19 protein-coding genes are annotated in these 15,932 nt (G+C 59.8%); 3 read left to right on the top strand and 16 right to left on the bottom strand.

Going from position 1 to position 15,932, the window contains the following annotated elements; all coding sequences use genetic code 11:
* Positions 1 to 19 precede the first annotated feature (19 nt).
* From AACY36_RS16885 to ubiE, 9 genes are read right to left on the bottom strand one after another with little or no spacing between them, the layout of a single operon-like run.
* Positions 20 to 727: a 16S rRNA (uracil(1498)-N(3))-methyltransferase gene (locus tag AACY36_RS16885; protein WP_339415532.1), complete on the bottom strand. Its 708-nt coding sequence runs from the start codon at positions 725 to 727 to the stop codon at positions 20 to 22.
* Positions 724 to 1,515, bottom strand: a complete 792-nt coding sequence (tatC, locus tag AACY36_RS16880) for a twin-arginine translocase subunit TatC (RefSeq protein ID WP_339415533.1) — start codon at positions 1,513 to 1,515, stop codon at positions 724 to 726. Before tatC ends, AACY36_RS16885 begins: the two co-directional genes overlap by 4 nt.
* Positions 1,512 to 1,916: a Sec-independent protein translocase protein TatB gene (gene tatB, locus AACY36_RS16875; RefSeq protein ID WP_339415534.1), complete on the bottom strand. Its 405-nt coding sequence runs from the start codon at positions 1,914 to 1,916 to the stop codon at positions 1,512 to 1,514. Before tatB ends, tatC begins: the two co-directional genes overlap by 4 nt.
* 10 nt (positions 1,917 to 1,926) lie before the next feature.
* Positions 1,927 to 2,205, bottom strand: a complete 279-nt coding sequence (locus AACY36_RS16870; protein WP_105695034.1) for a twin-arginine translocase TatA/TatE family subunit — start codon at positions 2,203 to 2,205, stop codon at positions 1,927 to 1,929.
* A gap of 25 nt (positions 2,206 to 2,230) precedes the next feature.
* On the bottom strand, positions 2,231 to 2,563 hold the full coding sequence (locus tag AACY36_RS16865) for a phosphoribosyl-ATP diphosphatase (protein ID WP_049710425.1): 333 nt from the start codon (positions 2,561 to 2,563) through the stop codon (positions 2,231 to 2,233).
* A 2-nt stretch (positions 2,564 to 2,565) separates the two neighbouring features.
* Positions 2,566 to 2,958 (bottom strand): phosphoribosyl-AMP cyclohydrolase, encoded by a 393-nt coding sequence (gene hisI, locus AACY36_RS16860; protein ID WP_314561632.1) that lies wholly within the window; start codon positions 2,956 to 2,958, stop codon positions 2,566 to 2,568.
* 41 nt (positions 2,959 to 2,999) lie between these two features.
* Positions 3,000 to 4,604, bottom strand: a complete 1,605-nt coding sequence (gene ubiB / locus AACY36_RS16855) for a ubiquinone biosynthesis regulatory protein kinase UbiB (protein WP_339493316.1) — start codon at positions 4,602 to 4,604, stop codon at positions 3,000 to 3,002.
* A complete protein-coding gene (locus AACY36_RS16850) occupies positions 4,601 to 5,224 on the bottom strand; it encodes a ubiquinone biosynthesis accessory factor UbiJ (RefSeq protein ID WP_339415536.1) in 624 nt (207 codons plus the stop codon). The genes ubiB and AACY36_RS16850 overlap by 4 nt, the downstream gene beginning before the upstream one ends.
* On the bottom strand, positions 5,224 to 5,994 hold the full coding sequence (gene ubiE, locus AACY36_RS16845; protein ID WP_339415537.1) for a bifunctional demethylmenaquinone methyltransferase/2-methoxy-6-polyprenyl-1,4-benzoquinol methylase UbiE: 771 nt from the start codon (positions 5,992 to 5,994) through the stop codon (positions 5,224 to 5,226). The genes AACY36_RS16850 and ubiE overlap by 1 nt, the downstream gene beginning before the upstream one ends.
* Positions 5,995 to 6,139: 145 nt before the next feature.
* On the opposite strand from ubiE, the gene AACY36_RS16840 reads away from it, so the two are divergent.
* The 3 genes from AACY36_RS16840 (at position 6,140) to AACY36_RS16830 (ending at position 7,807) form a co-directional block, all read left to right on the top strand.
* Positions 6,140 to 6,415 carry a polyhydroxyalkanoic acid system family protein gene (locus AACY36_RS16840; protein WP_339415538.1) on the top strand — a complete coding sequence of 92 codons (276 nt, stop codon included), beginning with the start codon at positions 6,140 to 6,142 and terminating at the stop codon, positions 6,413 to 6,415.
* A gap of 105 nt (positions 6,416 to 6,520) precedes the next feature.
* A complete protein-coding gene (locus AACY36_RS16835) occupies positions 6,521 to 6,943 on the top strand; it encodes a phasin family protein (RefSeq protein WP_065875741.1) in 423 nt (140 codons plus the stop codon).
* A 12-nt stretch (positions 6,944 to 6,955) separates the two neighbouring features.
* Complete coding sequence (locus tag AACY36_RS16830; RefSeq protein WP_339497317.1) at positions 6,956 to 7,807, top strand: phasin family protein; 852 nt, start codon at positions 6,956 to 6,958, stop codon at positions 7,805 to 7,807.
* A 146-nt stretch (positions 7,808 to 7,953) separates the two neighbouring features.
* Here the strand turns inward: AACY36_RS16830 and AACY36_RS16825 are convergent, their stop codons facing one another.
* The 7 genes from AACY36_RS16825 to hslV form a co-directional block, all read right to left on the bottom strand.
* A complete protein-coding gene (locus AACY36_RS16825) occupies positions 7,954 to 8,574 on the bottom strand; it encodes a TetR/AcrR family transcriptional regulator (RefSeq protein WP_339415540.1) in 621 nt (206 codons plus the stop codon).
* Positions 8,575 to 8,601: 27 nt separating this feature from the next.
* Positions 8,602 to 10,284, bottom strand: a complete 1,683-nt coding sequence (gene phaC, locus AACY36_RS16820) for a class II poly(R)-hydroxyalkanoic acid synthase (RefSeq protein ID WP_339497315.1) — start codon at positions 10,282 to 10,284, stop codon at positions 8,602 to 8,604.
* An 88-nt stretch (positions 10,285 to 10,372) separates the two neighbouring features.
* Positions 10,373 to 11,218 (bottom strand): poly(3-hydroxyalkanoate) depolymerase, encoded by an 846-nt coding sequence (phaZ, locus tag AACY36_RS16815; protein ID WP_016979176.1) that lies wholly within the window; start codon positions 11,216 to 11,218, stop codon positions 10,373 to 10,375.
* Positions 11,219 to 11,303: 85 nt separating this feature from the next.
* Positions 11,304 to 12,983 (bottom strand): class II poly(R)-hydroxyalkanoic acid synthase, encoded by a 1,680-nt coding sequence (gene phaC, locus AACY36_RS16810; protein ID WP_339415542.1) that lies wholly within the window; start codon positions 12,981 to 12,983, stop codon positions 11,304 to 11,306.
* 252 nt (positions 12,984 to 13,235) lie between these two features.
* Positions 13,236 to 13,613, bottom strand: a complete 378-nt coding sequence (locus AACY36_RS16805; protein WP_314561598.1) for a DUF971 domain-containing protein — start codon at positions 13,611 to 13,613, stop codon at positions 13,236 to 13,238.
* Between the two features lie 82 nt (positions 13,614 to 13,695).
* Positions 13,696 to 15,033 carry an ATP-dependent protease ATPase subunit HslU gene (gene hslU / locus AACY36_RS16800; protein WP_339427284.1) on the bottom strand — a complete coding sequence of 446 codons (1,338 nt, stop codon included), beginning with the start codon at positions 15,031 to 15,033 and terminating at the stop codon, positions 13,696 to 13,698.
* A gap of 37 nt (positions 15,034 to 15,070) precedes the next feature.
* Positions 15,071 to 15,601 carry an ATP-dependent protease subunit HslV gene (gene hslV, locus AACY36_RS16795; protein WP_339427283.1) on the bottom strand — a complete coding sequence of 177 codons (531 nt, stop codon included), beginning with the start codon at positions 15,599 to 15,601 and terminating at the stop codon, positions 15,071 to 15,073.
* Positions 15,602 to 15,932 lie beyond the last annotated feature (331 nt).

Raw genomic sequence — 15,932 nt, 5'->3', positions numbered from 1 at the left:
CGTCTGTTGGACCGAGTAGTTAGAAAAGTCGGGCGAGGAGGGCGGTGACGGCGGTTTCGACGCGCAGGATGCGCGCGCCGAGCTGCACGGGCTGCATGCCGGCCTTGGCCAGCAAGTCCACTTCGTAGGGGATCCAGCCGCCTTCCGGGCCAATCGCCAGCGTCACCGGCTCATCCAGCCCACGCGGGCAGGCCGGGTAATCGCCGGGGTGACCGATCAGGCCCAGGGTGCCTTCAGTCATGGCCGGCAGGCGGTCTTCGACGAACGGTTTGAAGCGCTTTTCGATAACGATCTCGGGCAGCACTGTATCCCGCGCCTGTTCCAGGCCCAGGATCAATTGCTCGCGAATCGCCTCGGGCTCCAGGAATGGGGTTTGCCAGAAGCTCTTTTCGACCCGGTAGCTGTTCAGCAGCACTACCTTGGGCACGCCCATGGCGGCCACGGTCTGCAGCACCCGGCGCAGCATTTTCGGGCGCGGCAGGGCCAGCAACAGGGTCAGCGGCAGTTTGGCCGGTGGCGGCTGATCGACACTCACTTGCAGCTCGGCTTCACCGGCGTCCAGGCGCAGCAACTGCGCATTGCCCATCAGCCCGCCGATACGGCCGACCCGCAGGCTGTCGCCGACGGCGGCGCGGTGGACTTCCTGCATATGCACCAGGCGCCGATCGCGCAGCACCACTCGCTCGGCCGTAATAAAATCGGCCTCTTCCAGCAGCAGCAGGTTCACGGCTGGGTCGCTGGCGGCTGGTCGTCGTCGGCGGGTTGATCATCCCGGTGTTCGCCGCGCTTGCTGATCAAGGCACTGAACAGGATGCCAATTTCGAACAGCATCCACATCGGCACGGCCAGCAGCGTCTGGGAGAAGATATCCGGCGGCGTGAGGATCATGCCGACCACGAAGCAGCCGATGATCACGTAGGGGCGGATCTTTTTCAGGTACGACACGTTGACCACGCCGATCCACACCAGCAGCACCACGGCCACCGGGATTTCGAAGGCCACGCCAAAGGCGAAGAACAACGTCATCACGAAGTCGAGGTAGCTGGTGATGTCGGTCATCATCTCCACGCCGGCCGGAGTGGCTGCGGCGAAGAACTTGAAGATCAACGGGAACACCAGGAAGTACGCGAACGCCATGCCGGTGTAGAACAGCAGGATGCTCGACACCAGCAACGGCACCGCGATGCGCTTCTCATGCTTGTACAGGCCTGGCGCGATAAAGCCCCAGATCTGGTGCAGGATCACCGGGATCGCCAGGAACAGCGAAACCATCATGGTCAGCTTCAACGGCGTGAGGAACGGCGAGGACACATCGGTGGCGATCATCGTCGCGCCGGCCGGCAGGTACTGGCGCAGTGGCGTCGAAACAAAGGTGTAGATCTGCTGGGTAAAGGCGAACAACCCGGCAAAAATGATGAAGATGGCCGCTACGCAACGCAGCAGGCGGGTACGCAGCTCAGTGAGGTGCGAGACCAGCGGCATATGCTGGTCGTTTTCCGGTTTATCAGCGCTCATGGGGCTCGCGGCGGCAATGTAGGGTCATGGGGCGCGGGCGACGCAACGGGCGTCGGCGCAGGCTCGGTTGGCGCGGTCGGTGCCACGGGGGCGGTTTCAGCGACGGGCGCGATGCTGTGTTCGGCCACAGGCTGCGCCGGTTTGGCGGGCTCCTGCACGGGCGACAGAATCTTTCGCGTTTCCTGTTCCAACGACAGAATGTGCTCGTTGTGCAGTTGCCGACGAATCTCGTCGGCGCCGATTTCCCGTTCAACTTCCTGTTTGATGGCGTTGAAACTGCGTTTCAGGCGCCCGATCCACAGGCCGGCCGTGCGCGCTGCACCGGGCAGGCGTTCCGGCCCCAATACCAGCAAGGCCACGAGGCCGACGAGCAGCAGTTCAGAGAAGCTGATACCAAACATTAGTCAGTGCTCACGAGTCTTTGCGGGTCGGCTCTTCGACTTTCTCAGCCTGCACGTCGAAGGTACGACGTTCGGTGATCGGCTGGGCGGCCTGCGGGTGCACAGGCTGGGCCGGCGGTACCGGGTTGGCGACCGGGTCGGCCGGTTTTTCATCATCGTTCATGGCTTTGCGAAAGCCCTTGATCGACTCGCCCACGTCGGTACCGAGGTTTTTGAGTTTCTTGGTGCCGAACACCAGTACCACGACCACCAGAATGACGATCCAGTGTTTCCAGTCAAAAATGCCCATGCTGCAAATCCTCAGTCAACGTTATTCAAGTGGACGGACGCGAAGCCTTTTCGGCATGCCCGGACAAGCCAAAGCGACGGTCCAGTTCATCCAGTACAGCCTGCGGATGCTGCCCCAGTTGGGCGAGCATGACCAGGCTGTGGAACCAAAGGTCGGCGGTTTCGTAGATCACATCGCTGCAGTCGCCGCTGATTTGCGCGTCTTTGGCCGCGATGATGGTCTCGACGGATTCTTCGCCGAGTTTTTCCAGAATCTTGTTCAGGCCCTTGTGATACAGGCTGGCGACATAGGAGCTGTCGGCATCCGCACCTTTGCGGTCCTCCAGCACCTGGGCCACACGGTTCAGGGTATCGCTCATGTCTAGTGTCCTGCCGGGTAGATGGCGTGCGGGTCTTTGAGTACCGGCTCGACGATCTTCCATTCGCCATGCTCGAACACGCGATAGAAGCAGCTGTGACGGCCGGTATGGCAAGCGATGCCGCCGATCTGCTCGACCTTGAGGATCACCACGTCGGCGTCGCAGTCCAGGCGTAGCTCGTGCAAGGTTTGCACATGCCCGGACTCTTCGCCCTTGCGCCACAGTTTGCCACGCGAGCGTGACCAGTAGATGGCGCGCTGCTCAGCGGCAGTGAGGCTCAGGGCCTCGCGGTTCATCCAGGCCATCATCAGCACGCGCCCGGTCTTGTAGTCCTGGGCAATGGCCGGCACCAGGCCGTCACTGTCCCACTTGATCTCGTCCAGCCAGTCTTTCATGTTCGGCTCCGGCAATTTGCGACAGTGTATAACCGGATTGGCTATCGACGCACGATCAGATAAACACCCACGGCGACCATGATGCCAGCCGGCCAGTGCCCCAGTGGGTTCAGCGGGGCCCCAATCGCCAGCATTACGCCGCCGACCAGATGGGCTGCACCCAGCAGGCGCAGGAACCAGTCGTCCTTGCGTTTCTGCCACGGCGGCGCCGGGTCCTTGGCGTGGGGCTGGGACATGCGCTCCAACAAGTCGCGGGTCATGTTGGCCAGATGCGGCAGTTGTTCCATCTGGCTGTGCAGGTTGCCCAGCATGGTCTTCGGGCTCATCCGCTCGCGCATCCAGCGCTCCAGGAACGGTTGGGCGGTGTTCCACAGGTCGAGGTCCGGGTACAGCTGACGGCCCAGGCCTTCGATGTTCAGCAGGGTCTTTTGCAACAGCACCAGTTGCGGCTGCACTTCCATATTGAAGCGCCGAGCGGTCTGGAACAGGCGCATCAGCACCTGGCCGAATGAAATATCTTTTAACGGTTTTTCAAAGATCGGCTCGCACACGGTGCGGATCGCCGCTTCGAATTCGTTGAGTTTGGTTTCTGCCGGTACCCAGCCCGAGTCGATGTGCAACTGCGCCACGCGGCGATAGTCGCGCTTGAAGAAGGCAAACAGGTTACGCGCCAGGTAGTCCTGGTCCTCGGGGGTCAGGCTGCCGACGATACCGCAGTCGATCGCAATGTATTGCGGGCTCCACGGGTTGACGGTGCTGACGAAGATGTTGCCCGGGTGCATGTCGGCGTGGAAGAAACTGTCACGGAACACCTGGGTGAAGAAAATCTCCACACCACGCTCGGCGAGCATCTTCATGTCGGTACGCTGGTCGGCCAGGGTCGCAAGGTCGGTGACCTGCACGCCGTAGATGCGCTCCATCACCAGCACTTTGGGTCGGCACCAGTCCCAATACACTTGCGGCACGTACAGCAACGGCGAGCCTTCGAAGTTGCGCTTGAGCTGGCTGGCGTTGGCCGCTTCGCGCAGCAGGTCGAGTTCGTCGTAGATGGTTTTTTCGTAGTCGGCGACCACGTCCACTGGGTGCAACAGGCGCGCATCGGCGCTGAAGCGCTCGGCGGCGCGGGCGAGGATGAACAACCACGCCAGGTCCTGTCCGATGATTGGCTTGAGGCCTGGACGGATCACCTTCACCACCACTTCTTCGCCGGTCTTGAGCCGCGCTGCGTGCACTTGCGCGACCGAGGCCGAGGCCAGTGGCTCGACGTCGAAGCGGCTGAAGACTTCGCTGATCTTCTTGCCAAGCTGCTCTTCGATCAGCTTCATCGATTGCTGGGAATCGAAGGGTGGCACGCGGTCCTGCAGCAGCATCAGCTCGTCGGCGATGTCTTCCGGTAACAAATCGCGACGGGTCGAGAGGATCTGCCCGAACTTGATAAAGATCGGCCCCAGGTCCTGCAAGGCCAGGCGCAGGCGTGCGCCCCTGCTCAGCTCCAGCTGTTTACGCGGGAACCAACGCCATGGCAGCACATAGCGCACGGCAAGCAGGAACCACGGCAGGGGCAGGGCGAACAGCAGGTCATCAAGGCGGTAGCGGATTACGACGCGCTGGATACGAAACAAACGGCGGACGGCAAGCAGCTTCATGCGTTATCGCTTGGATCAAGGGAACGGCTCAGGCGCTCGAAGCGTGCCTCAAGGCGTTCCAGGTCGATTTTGGCCTTGTCGAGTTCACGAAAGCGCGCTTGCGCTTCCCGTTCTCCGACCAGGGTGCGCGATTCTTCGCTCAGGTATTCGGCAAGGTTCTGGTTGAGGCTGGCGAACCCTTGCTGGTACCAACGCGACCTGCTGCGCAGGTGTCCGCTGATCAACTGGGTAGCCACGGGGCCGATCCAGCGGGACAGCTCGTATTCCCAGTCCAGTTCCAGGTCTTGCAACACGGCGGCCAGGTCCATCAGCGCCGCGCTGTCGCCTTCCAGCTCCACTTCGGCACTGTGCAGGATGGCGGTCTTGTTGCGACTCAGGGCCAGGTGCAACAGGCTCGATGCCGGCGCACGCAAGGTGCAATCGGCCTCGGCGGCCCATTGGCTCGCAAGCATCAGGCCTTCATCGCTGGGCAGGATAAACAGCTGCAAGGCGGGGCTGCGGCAATCGACGGCAATGACTTTGCCGTTGAGGTGCGCAAGCCGCGCCAGGGCGGTGCTGTCCAGGCGCAGTACACGATTGAGGCCGTGTTCGACGCTGGCGAGAAGTCCGGCGAACACCATCAGGGCTTGATGCCGCGGTGCAGCGCGACGACGCCCGAGGTCATGTTGTGGTAAGTCACGCGGTCGAAACCGGCCTCTACCATCATCGACTTGAGGGTTTCCTGGTCAGGGTGCATGCGGATCGATTCGGCCAGGTAGCGGTAGCTCTCGGCGTCATTGGTGATCAGCTTGCCCATCAACGGCATGAAGGCGAACGAGTAGGTGTCGTAGACCTTGGACATCAGCGCGTTGGTCGGCTTGGAGAATTCCAGCACCAACAGGCGGCCGCCCGGCTTGAGCACGCGCAGCATCGAGCGGATCGCGTCTTCCTTGTGGGTCACGTTGCGCAGGCCGAAAGCGATGGTCACGCAGTCGAAATGGTTGTCGGGGAACGGCAGCTTTTCAGCGTCGGCCTGGACGAATTCGATATTGCCGGCCACGCCTTTGTCGAGCAGGCGGTCGCGACCGACCTTGAGCATCGAACCGTTGATGTCCGCCAACACCACCTGGCCGGTCGGGCCAACGAGCTTGGAGAACTTCGCTGCCAGGTCGCCCGTGCCGCCGGCGATATCCAACACACGGTTGCCGGTGCGTACACCCGACAGCTCGATGGTGAAGCGCTTCCACAGGCGGTGCATACCGCCCGACAGCACGTCGTTCATCAGGTCGTACTTGGCGGCTACAGAGTGGAACACCTCAGCGACTTTTTCCGCTTTTTGGCTTTCCGGGACGTTCTTGAAGCCGAAGTGAGTGGTGGGTTCGGCATCGCTGCCTTTGCGCTGATCAGTCATATCGCTGTCACCAAAAGAGAATGCGGCACATGATAATCCCCAAGGCCTGCTTTGTCTTGGCAAGGCTGCAGGTAAGATAGGTCATCACAGAGACCTTTTGCCGCATGGAAGGTTTACAACGTCGCTATAAAGAGGAGTCATTGCAATGGCCCGTATAACCGTTGAGCGTGCACATTCCCTGGGTAAAGAAGGCGCACGGGCAAAGGCCGACAAGTTGGCGCAAAAACTCAAGGAGCAATACGGCCTCGAGCCGTCGTGGTCCGGGGACACCTTGAACCTCAAGCGTTCAGGGGTGAAAGGCACGGTAGTAGTGGCCGACGATTCTTTACGCATTGATGTGGAGCTGGGCCTGTTGATGTCGGCCATGAGCGGCTCCATCAAGTCTGAAATTGAAAAGGCGCTGGATAAGGCGCTGGCGTGATCCGCTCGTTCTTAGGGTGCCGATTCTAATTTTTCACCCTACTTTGTGCCCAAGCCCTCAACTCCTGCGGGCCGTTCCTCCACCCTATTCTGCGTGAGGTGCACCATGGCCAAAGTTATCCTGAAGAAAAAAATCGACGTCGAGACCACTACGCTGAGCGACGTTAAATCCTACGCCCGCAAGATCTGGCTGGCAGGACTTGGTGCCTATGCCAAGGTTGGAAGTGAGGGCGGCGAGTATTTCAAAGAGCTGGTTAAAACTGGTCAACATGTTGAAAGTAAAGGCAAAAAAGTTGCAGTTGAACAACTTGAGGCCGCCAACAGTCAGATTGATCAAGTCAAGAGTAATGTCTCCTCCGTCAAAGGCCTGGTAGAAGTTCAGCTGGATAAAGTTGAAAAAGCTTTTGATACTCGTGTTGCAAGTGCCTTGAATCGAATCGGCATTGCATCTAAACATGACGTTGAGACACTCTCTGCTAAGCTCGAAGAGCTGACGACATTGCTAGAACGTGTCGCGCGTAAACACTAAGGAGACATCGGGATGGCTGTTAAAAAGACTACTCAGAAAGAAGGCAGCTCGTGGGTCGGGGAAGTTGAAAAATATTCCCGTAAGATCTGGCTTGCTGGTTTAGGCGTGTACTCGAAGGTTAGCAGTGACGGTGGCAAGTACTTCGAGACTTTGGTCAAGGACGGCGAGAAGGCCGAGAAGTTGACCAAAACCACGGTTGGTAAAAAAGTTGATGCGGCCAAGGCAACTGCCGGTTCCGCCAAATCGAGCATTTCTGACACTTGGGGCAAGTTGGAAGAAACTTTCGACAAGCGCCTTAACAGTGCCATTTCGCGACTGGGCGTGCCTAGCAAAGCAGAACTGAAGACGCTGCACAGTAAGGTCGATACCCTGACCAAGCAAATTGAAAAGCTGACGGGTGCCAAAGTAGCTCCGGCGAAAACTGCCGCCGCTAAACCCGCTGCCAAGCCGGCTGCTAAAACCGCTGCTGCCAAACCTGCCGTGAAAGCTGCCGCCAAACCGGCTGCCAAAGCTGCGACCAAGGCACCAGCCAAAGCTGTTGCTAAACCAGCCGCCAAGCCTGCGGCAAAAACGGCAGCTGCCAAGCCCGCCGCCAAGGCAGCAGCAAAACCAGCCGCCAAGCCTGCGGCTAAAACCGCAGCTGCAAAGCCTGCTGCCAAACCAGCATCCAAGCCCGCCGCCGCGAAGCCGGTCGCGAAACCTGCTGCCGCGAAGAAGCCAGCAGTAGCGAAAAAACCAGCCGCACCCAAGCCTGCTACTCCGGCACCAACCGCTTCCACAGCCAACCCGGTGTCCGCACCGACGCCTGCTGCTGTGACCCCGACTGCAACGCCGGCAACCCCGACGCCATCCAGTCAGTCCTGATTTTCCCCAGGACACAAAAAATGCCCGGCCTGCAAAGGTCGGGCATTTTTATGGGTGGGAGCTGGCTTGCCTGCGATTGCGGGGTGTCAGGCCCCACGTGAGCTGACGGGTCAAGTGCTCTCGCAGGCAAGCCAGCTCTCACATTTTCAGATGGGGTCATCCAGGTATTTCAGCGCGAACGTCTCGGTTGCGAGTCGCGCCGGCAATAACAGATGCGGCGCCACCAACATCATGATTTGGTACACCACCACCCGCACCTCGCCTTCACGGTCGAGAATCCGCTGGTAATCCAGGGAAAACAACAAGGTCATGGTGATCTGCTCCACCAGTTGCCCCAAGGCTTGAGTGCCACTCACCAACTGCCCCGCCGCCTTCAGCCTCGCCAGCAACGAAGCCAGGGTGCGCTTGAGCGCCGTGAGCAGGTTGCGAATACCTTTGGCCAGCTTCGGCAGGCGCCCGGCCAGGTTCGACAGGTCCTGGAACAGGAACCGGTAATGGGCCATACGCTCGACGATCAGGTGCAGGAACAGCCAGTAATCCTCGGCTTCCAGCTGTGCGTCGGCGGGTGGGTTGAGCAGCGGCGCCAGCTCATTCTGAAAGCGCTCGAACAGGCCGAGGACCAGCGGCTCCTTGCCATGGAAGTGGTAGTAAAGGTTGCCGGGGCTGATCCCCATTTCATTGGCCACCTCCATGGTCGACACGTTTGGCTCGCCCTTCTGGTTGAACAACTGCAGGGCACATTCAAGGATACGGTCGCGCGTCTTCATCCAGTCTTCTTAATGTGATCGTTGAGCTCAACGCACCCGAACATAGGTGCCAGGCGCTGCTTCCATCGGTGGGTAATTCTGGTTGCCCAGGGCGGTGAGGGTTTCGCGTTGCACGCCTGAGCGTTGCTGGATCCACTCCAGCCATTGCGGCCACCAGCTACCCTCGACGTGGTGGGCGTCGTAGTACCAGGCGCGCGGGTCGCTGCTCATCTTAGGGTTTTCGACGTAATTGGCCTTTGGGTTGCCGGGCGGGTTGAGGATGCTCTGGATATGCCCGCTGTTGGAGAGCACGAAGCGTCGCTCACCGCCCAGCAGTTGGGTCGAACGGTACACCGCGTCCCACGGCGTGATGTGGTCGTTGATCCCGGCCACACTGAAACTGTCCACCGTGACCTTTTGCAGATCGATAGGCGTGCCGCACACCTCCAGGCCGCCGGAATGGCTGAGTGGGTTGTGCTTGAAGAAGTCCAGCAGGTCGCCGTGCAGCGCGGCGGGCAGGCGCGTGTTGTCGTTGTTCCAGTACAGGATGTCGAAGGCCGGCGGTTCCTTGCCCAGCAGGTAGTTGTTGATCCAATAGTTCCAGATCAGGTCATTGGGGCGCATCCAGGCAAAGACTTTGGCCATGTCGCGGCCATCCAGCACGCCTTGCTGGTAAGAGCGGCGCTTGGCGGCTTCCAGGGTTTGCTCGTCGGCGAACAGTGTGGCGGGGCTGTCGATCTGGCTGTCCAGCAGGCTGACCAGGTAGCTGGCGCTGGAGACGCGCCGCAACTGACGCTTGGCTTGCAGGTGGCCTTGCAGTGCGGCGATGGTCAGGCCGCCGGCGCAGGCGCCCATCAGGTTGACCTCGCGGGCGCCGGTGATCGCCCGGCACACGTTGAGCGCTTCTTCTGCGGCGGCGACGTAGGTCGAAAGGCCCCATTCGCGGTGCCGCACGTCCGGGTTTCGCCAACTGATCATGAAGGTCTGCAGGCCGTTTTTCAGGGCGTATTGCACAAAGCTGTTGGCCGGGCTCAGGTCGAAAATGTAGTACTTGTTGATTTGCGGCGGCACCACCAGCAGGGGCTTGGCATATTGTTTTTCGCTCATGGGCTTGTACTGGATCAGCTCCAGCAGCTCATTGCGAAACACCACTGAGCCGGGTGTAGTGGCGACCGTCTTACCCACTTCGAACGCGTGCTTGCTCACCTGGCGTGGCAGGCCATTGTTGTGCAGCAGGTCCTCGAGCAGGTTACTCACGCCGCGCACCACACTGTTGCCACCGGAGTTGAGCAGTTCCTTGATGGCCAGCGGGTTGAGCAGGCTGTTGGAGGGCGAGACGGCATCGTTGAACAGGGAGAACGCAAAATGCGCCCGTGCCCGATCATCGTCGCTCAGGGTGCTGTCGTCAATCCACTGGCGTGATTGCTTCTGCCAGCTCAAATAGGCTTGCAGGCTGCGCCGGTACAGGGGGTTGAGTTTCCAGGTGGGGTCGGTGAAGCGGCTGTCATTGGGGTTGGGCGCATGCACGGTTTCGCCCAGCAATACACGGCCCAATTGCCCGCCCAGCGCCACGGCGTGGCGCGCGGTATGCACCGGGTTGCGCAAGCCGTGGGCGGCGACGCTGCGCAGGGTTGACAGTAAATCCCGGCCACGCAGGCCGGTGATCGCATTTTGCGCATTGATGAACGCGGCAGGGGTGGGCGCCGGGTTCGTCACGGGTCTTTCTCGCATGAGCCAACACTCCTTCGTCAAGCCATCAACAGGCACGCCAATTCAGAACCATAGTCGGTTCCTGGCAAGTTGCGCGGCGGTGTGGTCCTTACACCGCCGGTCGCGGATGAATCACCGCGCGCATGCGCTCCTCTTCGAGAAATTTCATGATGATCGGCGCCACGGCTTCGGCCCGGGTGATCAGGAATAGGTGGCCATCATCAATGATGTGCAACTGCGCATTGGGAATGCGCCAGGCGAGCATGCGCATGTTGATCAGCGGGATCAGCGGGTCGTCGTCCCCGGCCAGCACCAGGGTGGGTTGGCGGATTTTGTGCAGCCAATGGATGCTGGTCCAACCCAGCCCGGCAAACAGCTGCCAGTAGTAACCCAGCTTGCCGGCCGAGCGCACTTTGCTCGCGTGTTCGGCGGCCAGTTTCGAATCGCGGCGGAACGAGCCGCCGTAAATCATCGGCGCAATGCGCACCACGTGGGACGGTTGGATGTAACGGCGTGGGCTGGCCATCAGCCACAGCACTTTGGGCTTGCCCGGCACCATCACCGCACCCGCTGCCGTGGCCGCGAGGATCAGCTTTTTACAACGCTCCGGGTAGTCGTAGGCGAATTGCTGCGCTAGCGCGCCACCCCACGACACACCCACTGCGTTGACCTGGCCGTAGTCCAGGTAATCGAGCATGCGCGCGGTAAGTTTGGCCAGGCCGGGAAAACGGTAGGGCCGGTTGGGCGTCGACGAACCGCCCACGCCGGGCACATCGAAGGCGATCACTTCCAGGTCCGGGTCCAACGCCTGGACGAACGGAAACACCAGCTCAAGGTTGGCGCCGATGCCATTGAAGATCAGCAAAGGCGTCAAGTGAGGCTTGCCCGGGCGCACCGCCGTGCGGATGGTCTGGCCATCCAGGTCGATGGTACGGAAGATGAACGGTTGAGGCATGGGGGAACCCTTCGGGTTAGGGGGGGCAGTTGCGAGCTTCAAGCTACAAGCTGAACTCAATCAGCTTGAGGCTTGTAGCTTGCAGCTATCGTTCATGCACATATGTTCCCGGCGCCGCTTCGGCTGCGGCGTACTTTTTATTACCTAATGCCGTCGGTGCTTTCTTCAACTTCCCCGCCCGCTCCGCCTGCCATACCTGCCAATGCAGCCACCAGGAATCGGTGTGCTTGGTTGCATTCTCCTGCCATTCCAGCGGTTTCGCCGTGAGGCTGTCACTGGTCTGGTAACGCGCCTTGGGATTGCCCGGTGGATTAAGAATGCTCTGGATGTGACCGCTGCTGGACAACACGAATTCAACCTTCCCACCAAACAGCTGCGCCGACTTGTAGCAAGACTGCCACGGCGTGATGTGGTCGTTGGTGCCGGCCAGTGAATAGATATCGGCGGTGACCTGCTTGAGGTCAATCGGCGTACCGCACACTTCCAGGGCGTTGGCGCGGACCAGTGGATTATTTTTGAACAGTTCGATGAGGTCGCCGTGGAAGGCGGCCGGCAAGCGCGTGGTGTCGTTGTTCCAGAACAGGATGTCGAACACCGGCGGCTCGTTGCCGAGCAGGTAGTTGTTGACCCAGTAGTTCCAGATCAGGTCGTTGGGGCGCATCCAGGCGAACACTTTGGCCATGTCGCGGCCTTCCAGCACGCCGGCTTGATAGGAATGGCGCTTGGCCGCTTCCAGGGTCTGTTCGTCGACAAACAGCGCCACCTGGGTGTCCAACGTGGTGTCCAGCACGCTCACCAGCAGGGTCAGTGCGTTGACTTTCTTCTCGCCCAGCGCCGCGTAGTGGCCCAGCAGCGCGGTGCAGGTAATGCCACCGGAGCAGGCGCCGAGCATGTTGATGTCTTTGCTGCCCGTGATCGCGGTGACCACGTCGACCGCTTCCTTGAGCGCTTCGATATAGGTCGACAGGCCCCATTCACGCTGGGCCTTGGTCGGGTTGCGCCAGCTGACGATAAACGTCTGCTGGCCATTGCGCAGGCAAAAACGCGCCAAGCTCTTATCCGGGCTCAAGTCGAACACATAGAATTTGTTGATCTGCGGCGGCACCACCAACAGCGGGCGCTCGTGCACCTGTTCGGTGATCGGCTTGTACTGGATCAACTCCAGCACGTCGTTGCGAAACACTACGGCACCTTCGGTGGTGCCCAGGCTCTTGCCCACTTCAAAGGCGCCCATGTTGACCTGGCTCGGCATGCCGCCGTTGTGCACCATGTCCTTGGCCAGGTGGGAAAGGCCATCAAGCAGGCTTTTGCCGCCGGTTTCAAAAAAACGTTTGACCGCCGCCGGGTTGGCCGCGCTGTTGGTCGGGGCCATGGCTTCGGTCATCAGGTTGATCACGAAGTGGCCGCGGCTGACGTCCTGTTCCGACAGGTTGCTGTCGCCGATCCAGTCGTGCAGTTCCTTGCGCCACGCCAGGTAGGTCTGCAAATAACGTTTGTAGAGCGGGTTCTGGCTCCAGGCAGGGTCATGGAAACGACGGTCGTCGCTTTCGGGTACCAGCTGCGATTTGCCGAACATCACATTCTTCAATTCCACGCCAAAATGCGCGACGTGTTTGACGCTGTGCAACGGTTGCTTGATGGCTTGGGTCAGCACCATCTTCGCCGAGGCGAGTAAATCCTTTTTACGTAACGCGATGATCGGGTTCAGCCCCAGGGTGTTTTCCGAGGCCTGGCGTTTCAAGTCATCGTTATTCTTGTTACTCATCTACGACGCTCCATTGTCCGAAAGACGAGTACCCGTTACTGCCGCTGTGCACCCAGTTTCGATACACAACACAAGCCAGGTACTGCGACTCGGGTGACCGTTGATACCGCATCGTCAAATGCAGGGAACTTGCCAGCTCCATTGGTTACCCGAGTTTAATTTTTTTCGCAAGCGGACCAATCGTTGGTCACGCGACAGGGCATTCAAGCAGATGAAATTAGAAAATGCCCTCTAAAGAGCAAGACGCCTGGGCTAGAGCATCAGCCGCACGACCGACTGACTTGGATCGCGGGTTTTGCCGGCCGCTTTGAGTTCGGCAAGGTAGTCGGCCCACAGCGCGTCCTGGCGCACGGCCAATTGGTAGAGGTAGTCCCAGGTGAACAGTCCGCTGTCATGACCGTCGTCGAAGGTCAATTTCAGTGCGTACTGACCGGCCGGTTCTATTTTGACCAAACGCACGTTGAGTTTGCCGAATTGCAGGATGGGTTTGCCGTGACCCTGGACTTCTGCGGAAGGCGAGTGGGTGCGCAGCAGTTCGGCGGGGAGTTGGTACACCTCGTCGGGCCCGTAGGTAAGGCCGAGGGTGTTGGAGGTTTTGTGCAGGTTTACAGCTGTAGGGAATTTGGACATGGGAGCCTCCAGCGGCCAGCCTTAAGCTACAAGCGGCAAGTTGAATGGGCTCAACTTGAAGCTTGTAGCTTACAGCTTGAGCTCACAGAATGTAGCGCGACAGATCTTCGTTCTGCGCCAATTCGCCCAAGTGGCTATTGACGTAATCCGCATCAATTTTGATCACTTCGCCATTCTGCGCACCGGCCAGGTCGCCGGCGCTGAAGGACACTTCCTCCAGCAAACGCTCAAGCAGGGTATGCAGTCGACGCGCACCAATGTTCTCGGTCTTCTCGTTGACCTGCCAGGCGATCTCCGCCAGACGCTTGATGCCGTCCGCTTGGAACTCGATACCCAAGCCTTCGGTTTTCAGCAACTCACGGTATTGCTCGGTCAGCGAAGCATGCGGCTCGCTGAGGATGCGCTCGAAGTCGCCCGGGGTCAGTGCCTTGAGCTCGACGCGAATCGGCAGGCGGCCTTGCAGCTCCGGCACCAGGTCGCTTGGCTTGCTCAGGTGGAAGGCACCGGAGGCGATAAACAGGATGTGGTCGGTCTTGACCATGCCCAGCTTGGTGTTCACGGTGCAGCCTTCGATCAGCGGCAGCAGGTCGCGCTGCACGCCTTCGCGGGACACGTCGACGCCACCGGAGTTACCGCGCTTGGCGACTTTGTCGATCTCATCGATAAACACAATGCCGTGTTGCTCGACCGCTTCCAGGGCCTTGGCCTTGAGCTCTTCCTCATTCACCAGGCGCCCGGCTTCTTCGTCGCGCACCAGTTTCAGCGCTTCCTTCACCTTGAGCTTGCGGCTTTTCTTTTTGCCCTTGCCCATGTTGGCGAACAGGTTCTGCAACTGGCTGGTCATTTCTTCCATGCCTGGCGGGGCGGAGATGTCGACACCGGAGACTTCGGCGACTTCGATCTCGATTTCCTTGTCGTCCAACTGGCCTTCACGCAGGCGCTTGCGGAACAGCTGGCGGGTGTTGGAATCCGAGGCCGTTGCGGCGTCTTCGTTGAAACCCGCGCGTGCCGGTGGCAGCAGGGCATCAAGGATGCGTTCTTCCGCGGCGTCTTCGGCGCGATGGCTGACCTTGGTCATTTCCTGCTCGCGCAGCAGCTTCAGCGCTGCATCGGCCAAGTCACGAATGATCGACTCGACGTCGCGGCCCACGTAGCCCACTTCGGTGAACTTGGTGGCTTCGACCTTGATGAACGGTGCATTGGCCAGTTTGGCCAAGCGACGGGCGATTTCGGTTTTACCGACGCCGGTAGGGCCGATCATCAGGATGTTTTTCGGCGTTACTTCAACACGCAGCTCTTCGGGCAGTTGCATGCGGCGCCAGCGGTTACGCAGCGCGATGGCAACGGCGCGCTTGGCATCGTCCTGGCCGATGATATGGCGGTTGAGTTCATGGACGATTTCGCGGGGAGTCATGGACATAGTGTTTGGCGGCCTCAAGCGAGAATAAGCCTACGGCTTATTCGGCGAGGTCCTGCTCCTCAATGGTCTGATTGTGGTTGGTGAACACGCAGATATCGCCGGCAATGCCCAAGGCCGTCTCGACGATTTCGCGGGCCGACAGTTCGGTTTTTTTCAACAGTGCGCTGGCTGCCGCTTGGGCGTAACCACCGCCGGAACCCATAGCGATCAGGCCATGTTCGGGCTCAACCACATCGCCGTTACCGGTGATGATCAGGGAGGCATCTTTGTTGGCGACGGCCAACATGGCTTCCAGGCGGCTGAGCGTACGGTCGGTGCGCCATTCTTTGGCGAGCTCGACGGCGGCGCGCACGAGGTGGCCCTGGTGTTTTTCCAGCTGGCCTTCGAAGCGCTCGAAGAGGGTGAAGGCGTCGGCGGTAGCGCCGGCAAAGCCCGCGAGAACCTGGCCGTGGTAAAGGCGACGCACTTTCTTGGCGTTACCTTTCATCACGGTATTGCCAAGGGAAACCTGGCCGTCGCCGCCCATGACGACTTTGCCGTGGCGACGTACTGAAACGATGGTGGTCAAGGGGAGAGTCTCCACGCAGCGGGGCGAAAATGCCCTGATGGAAACTGATATGGGGGTGGCGAGGGGGATTTCAACTGTAGGACGGGAGGGAGGACGAGTTGTGTTTATGTGTCGGACTCGGTCCTGAGACCGCTGAAAATAAATGTGGGAGCTGGCTTGCCTGCGATGGCGGTGTGTCAGTTACTGAAAATATTGACTGTTACACCGCCATCGCAGGCAAGCCAGCTCTTATCAAACAAAAAATAACTCATTGTTTTTGCTCTTAAAATTTAAGCCGCTTTAACCAGCTGCAATCCAAGTTTGCGTGCCTTGCGTTCCAAGGCGCGCATCT

It is taken from the genome of Pseudomonas sp. EA_15y_Pfl1_P101 (genome assembly GCF_963970835.1).
Taxonomy (GTDB): domain Bacteria; phylum Pseudomonadota; class Gammaproteobacteria; order Pseudomonadales; family Pseudomonadaceae; genus Aquipseudomonas; species Aquipseudomonas tritici.
Note: the sequence above shows the minus strand (reverse complement) of the source record. Positions and strands in the feature narration are given on the sequence as shown.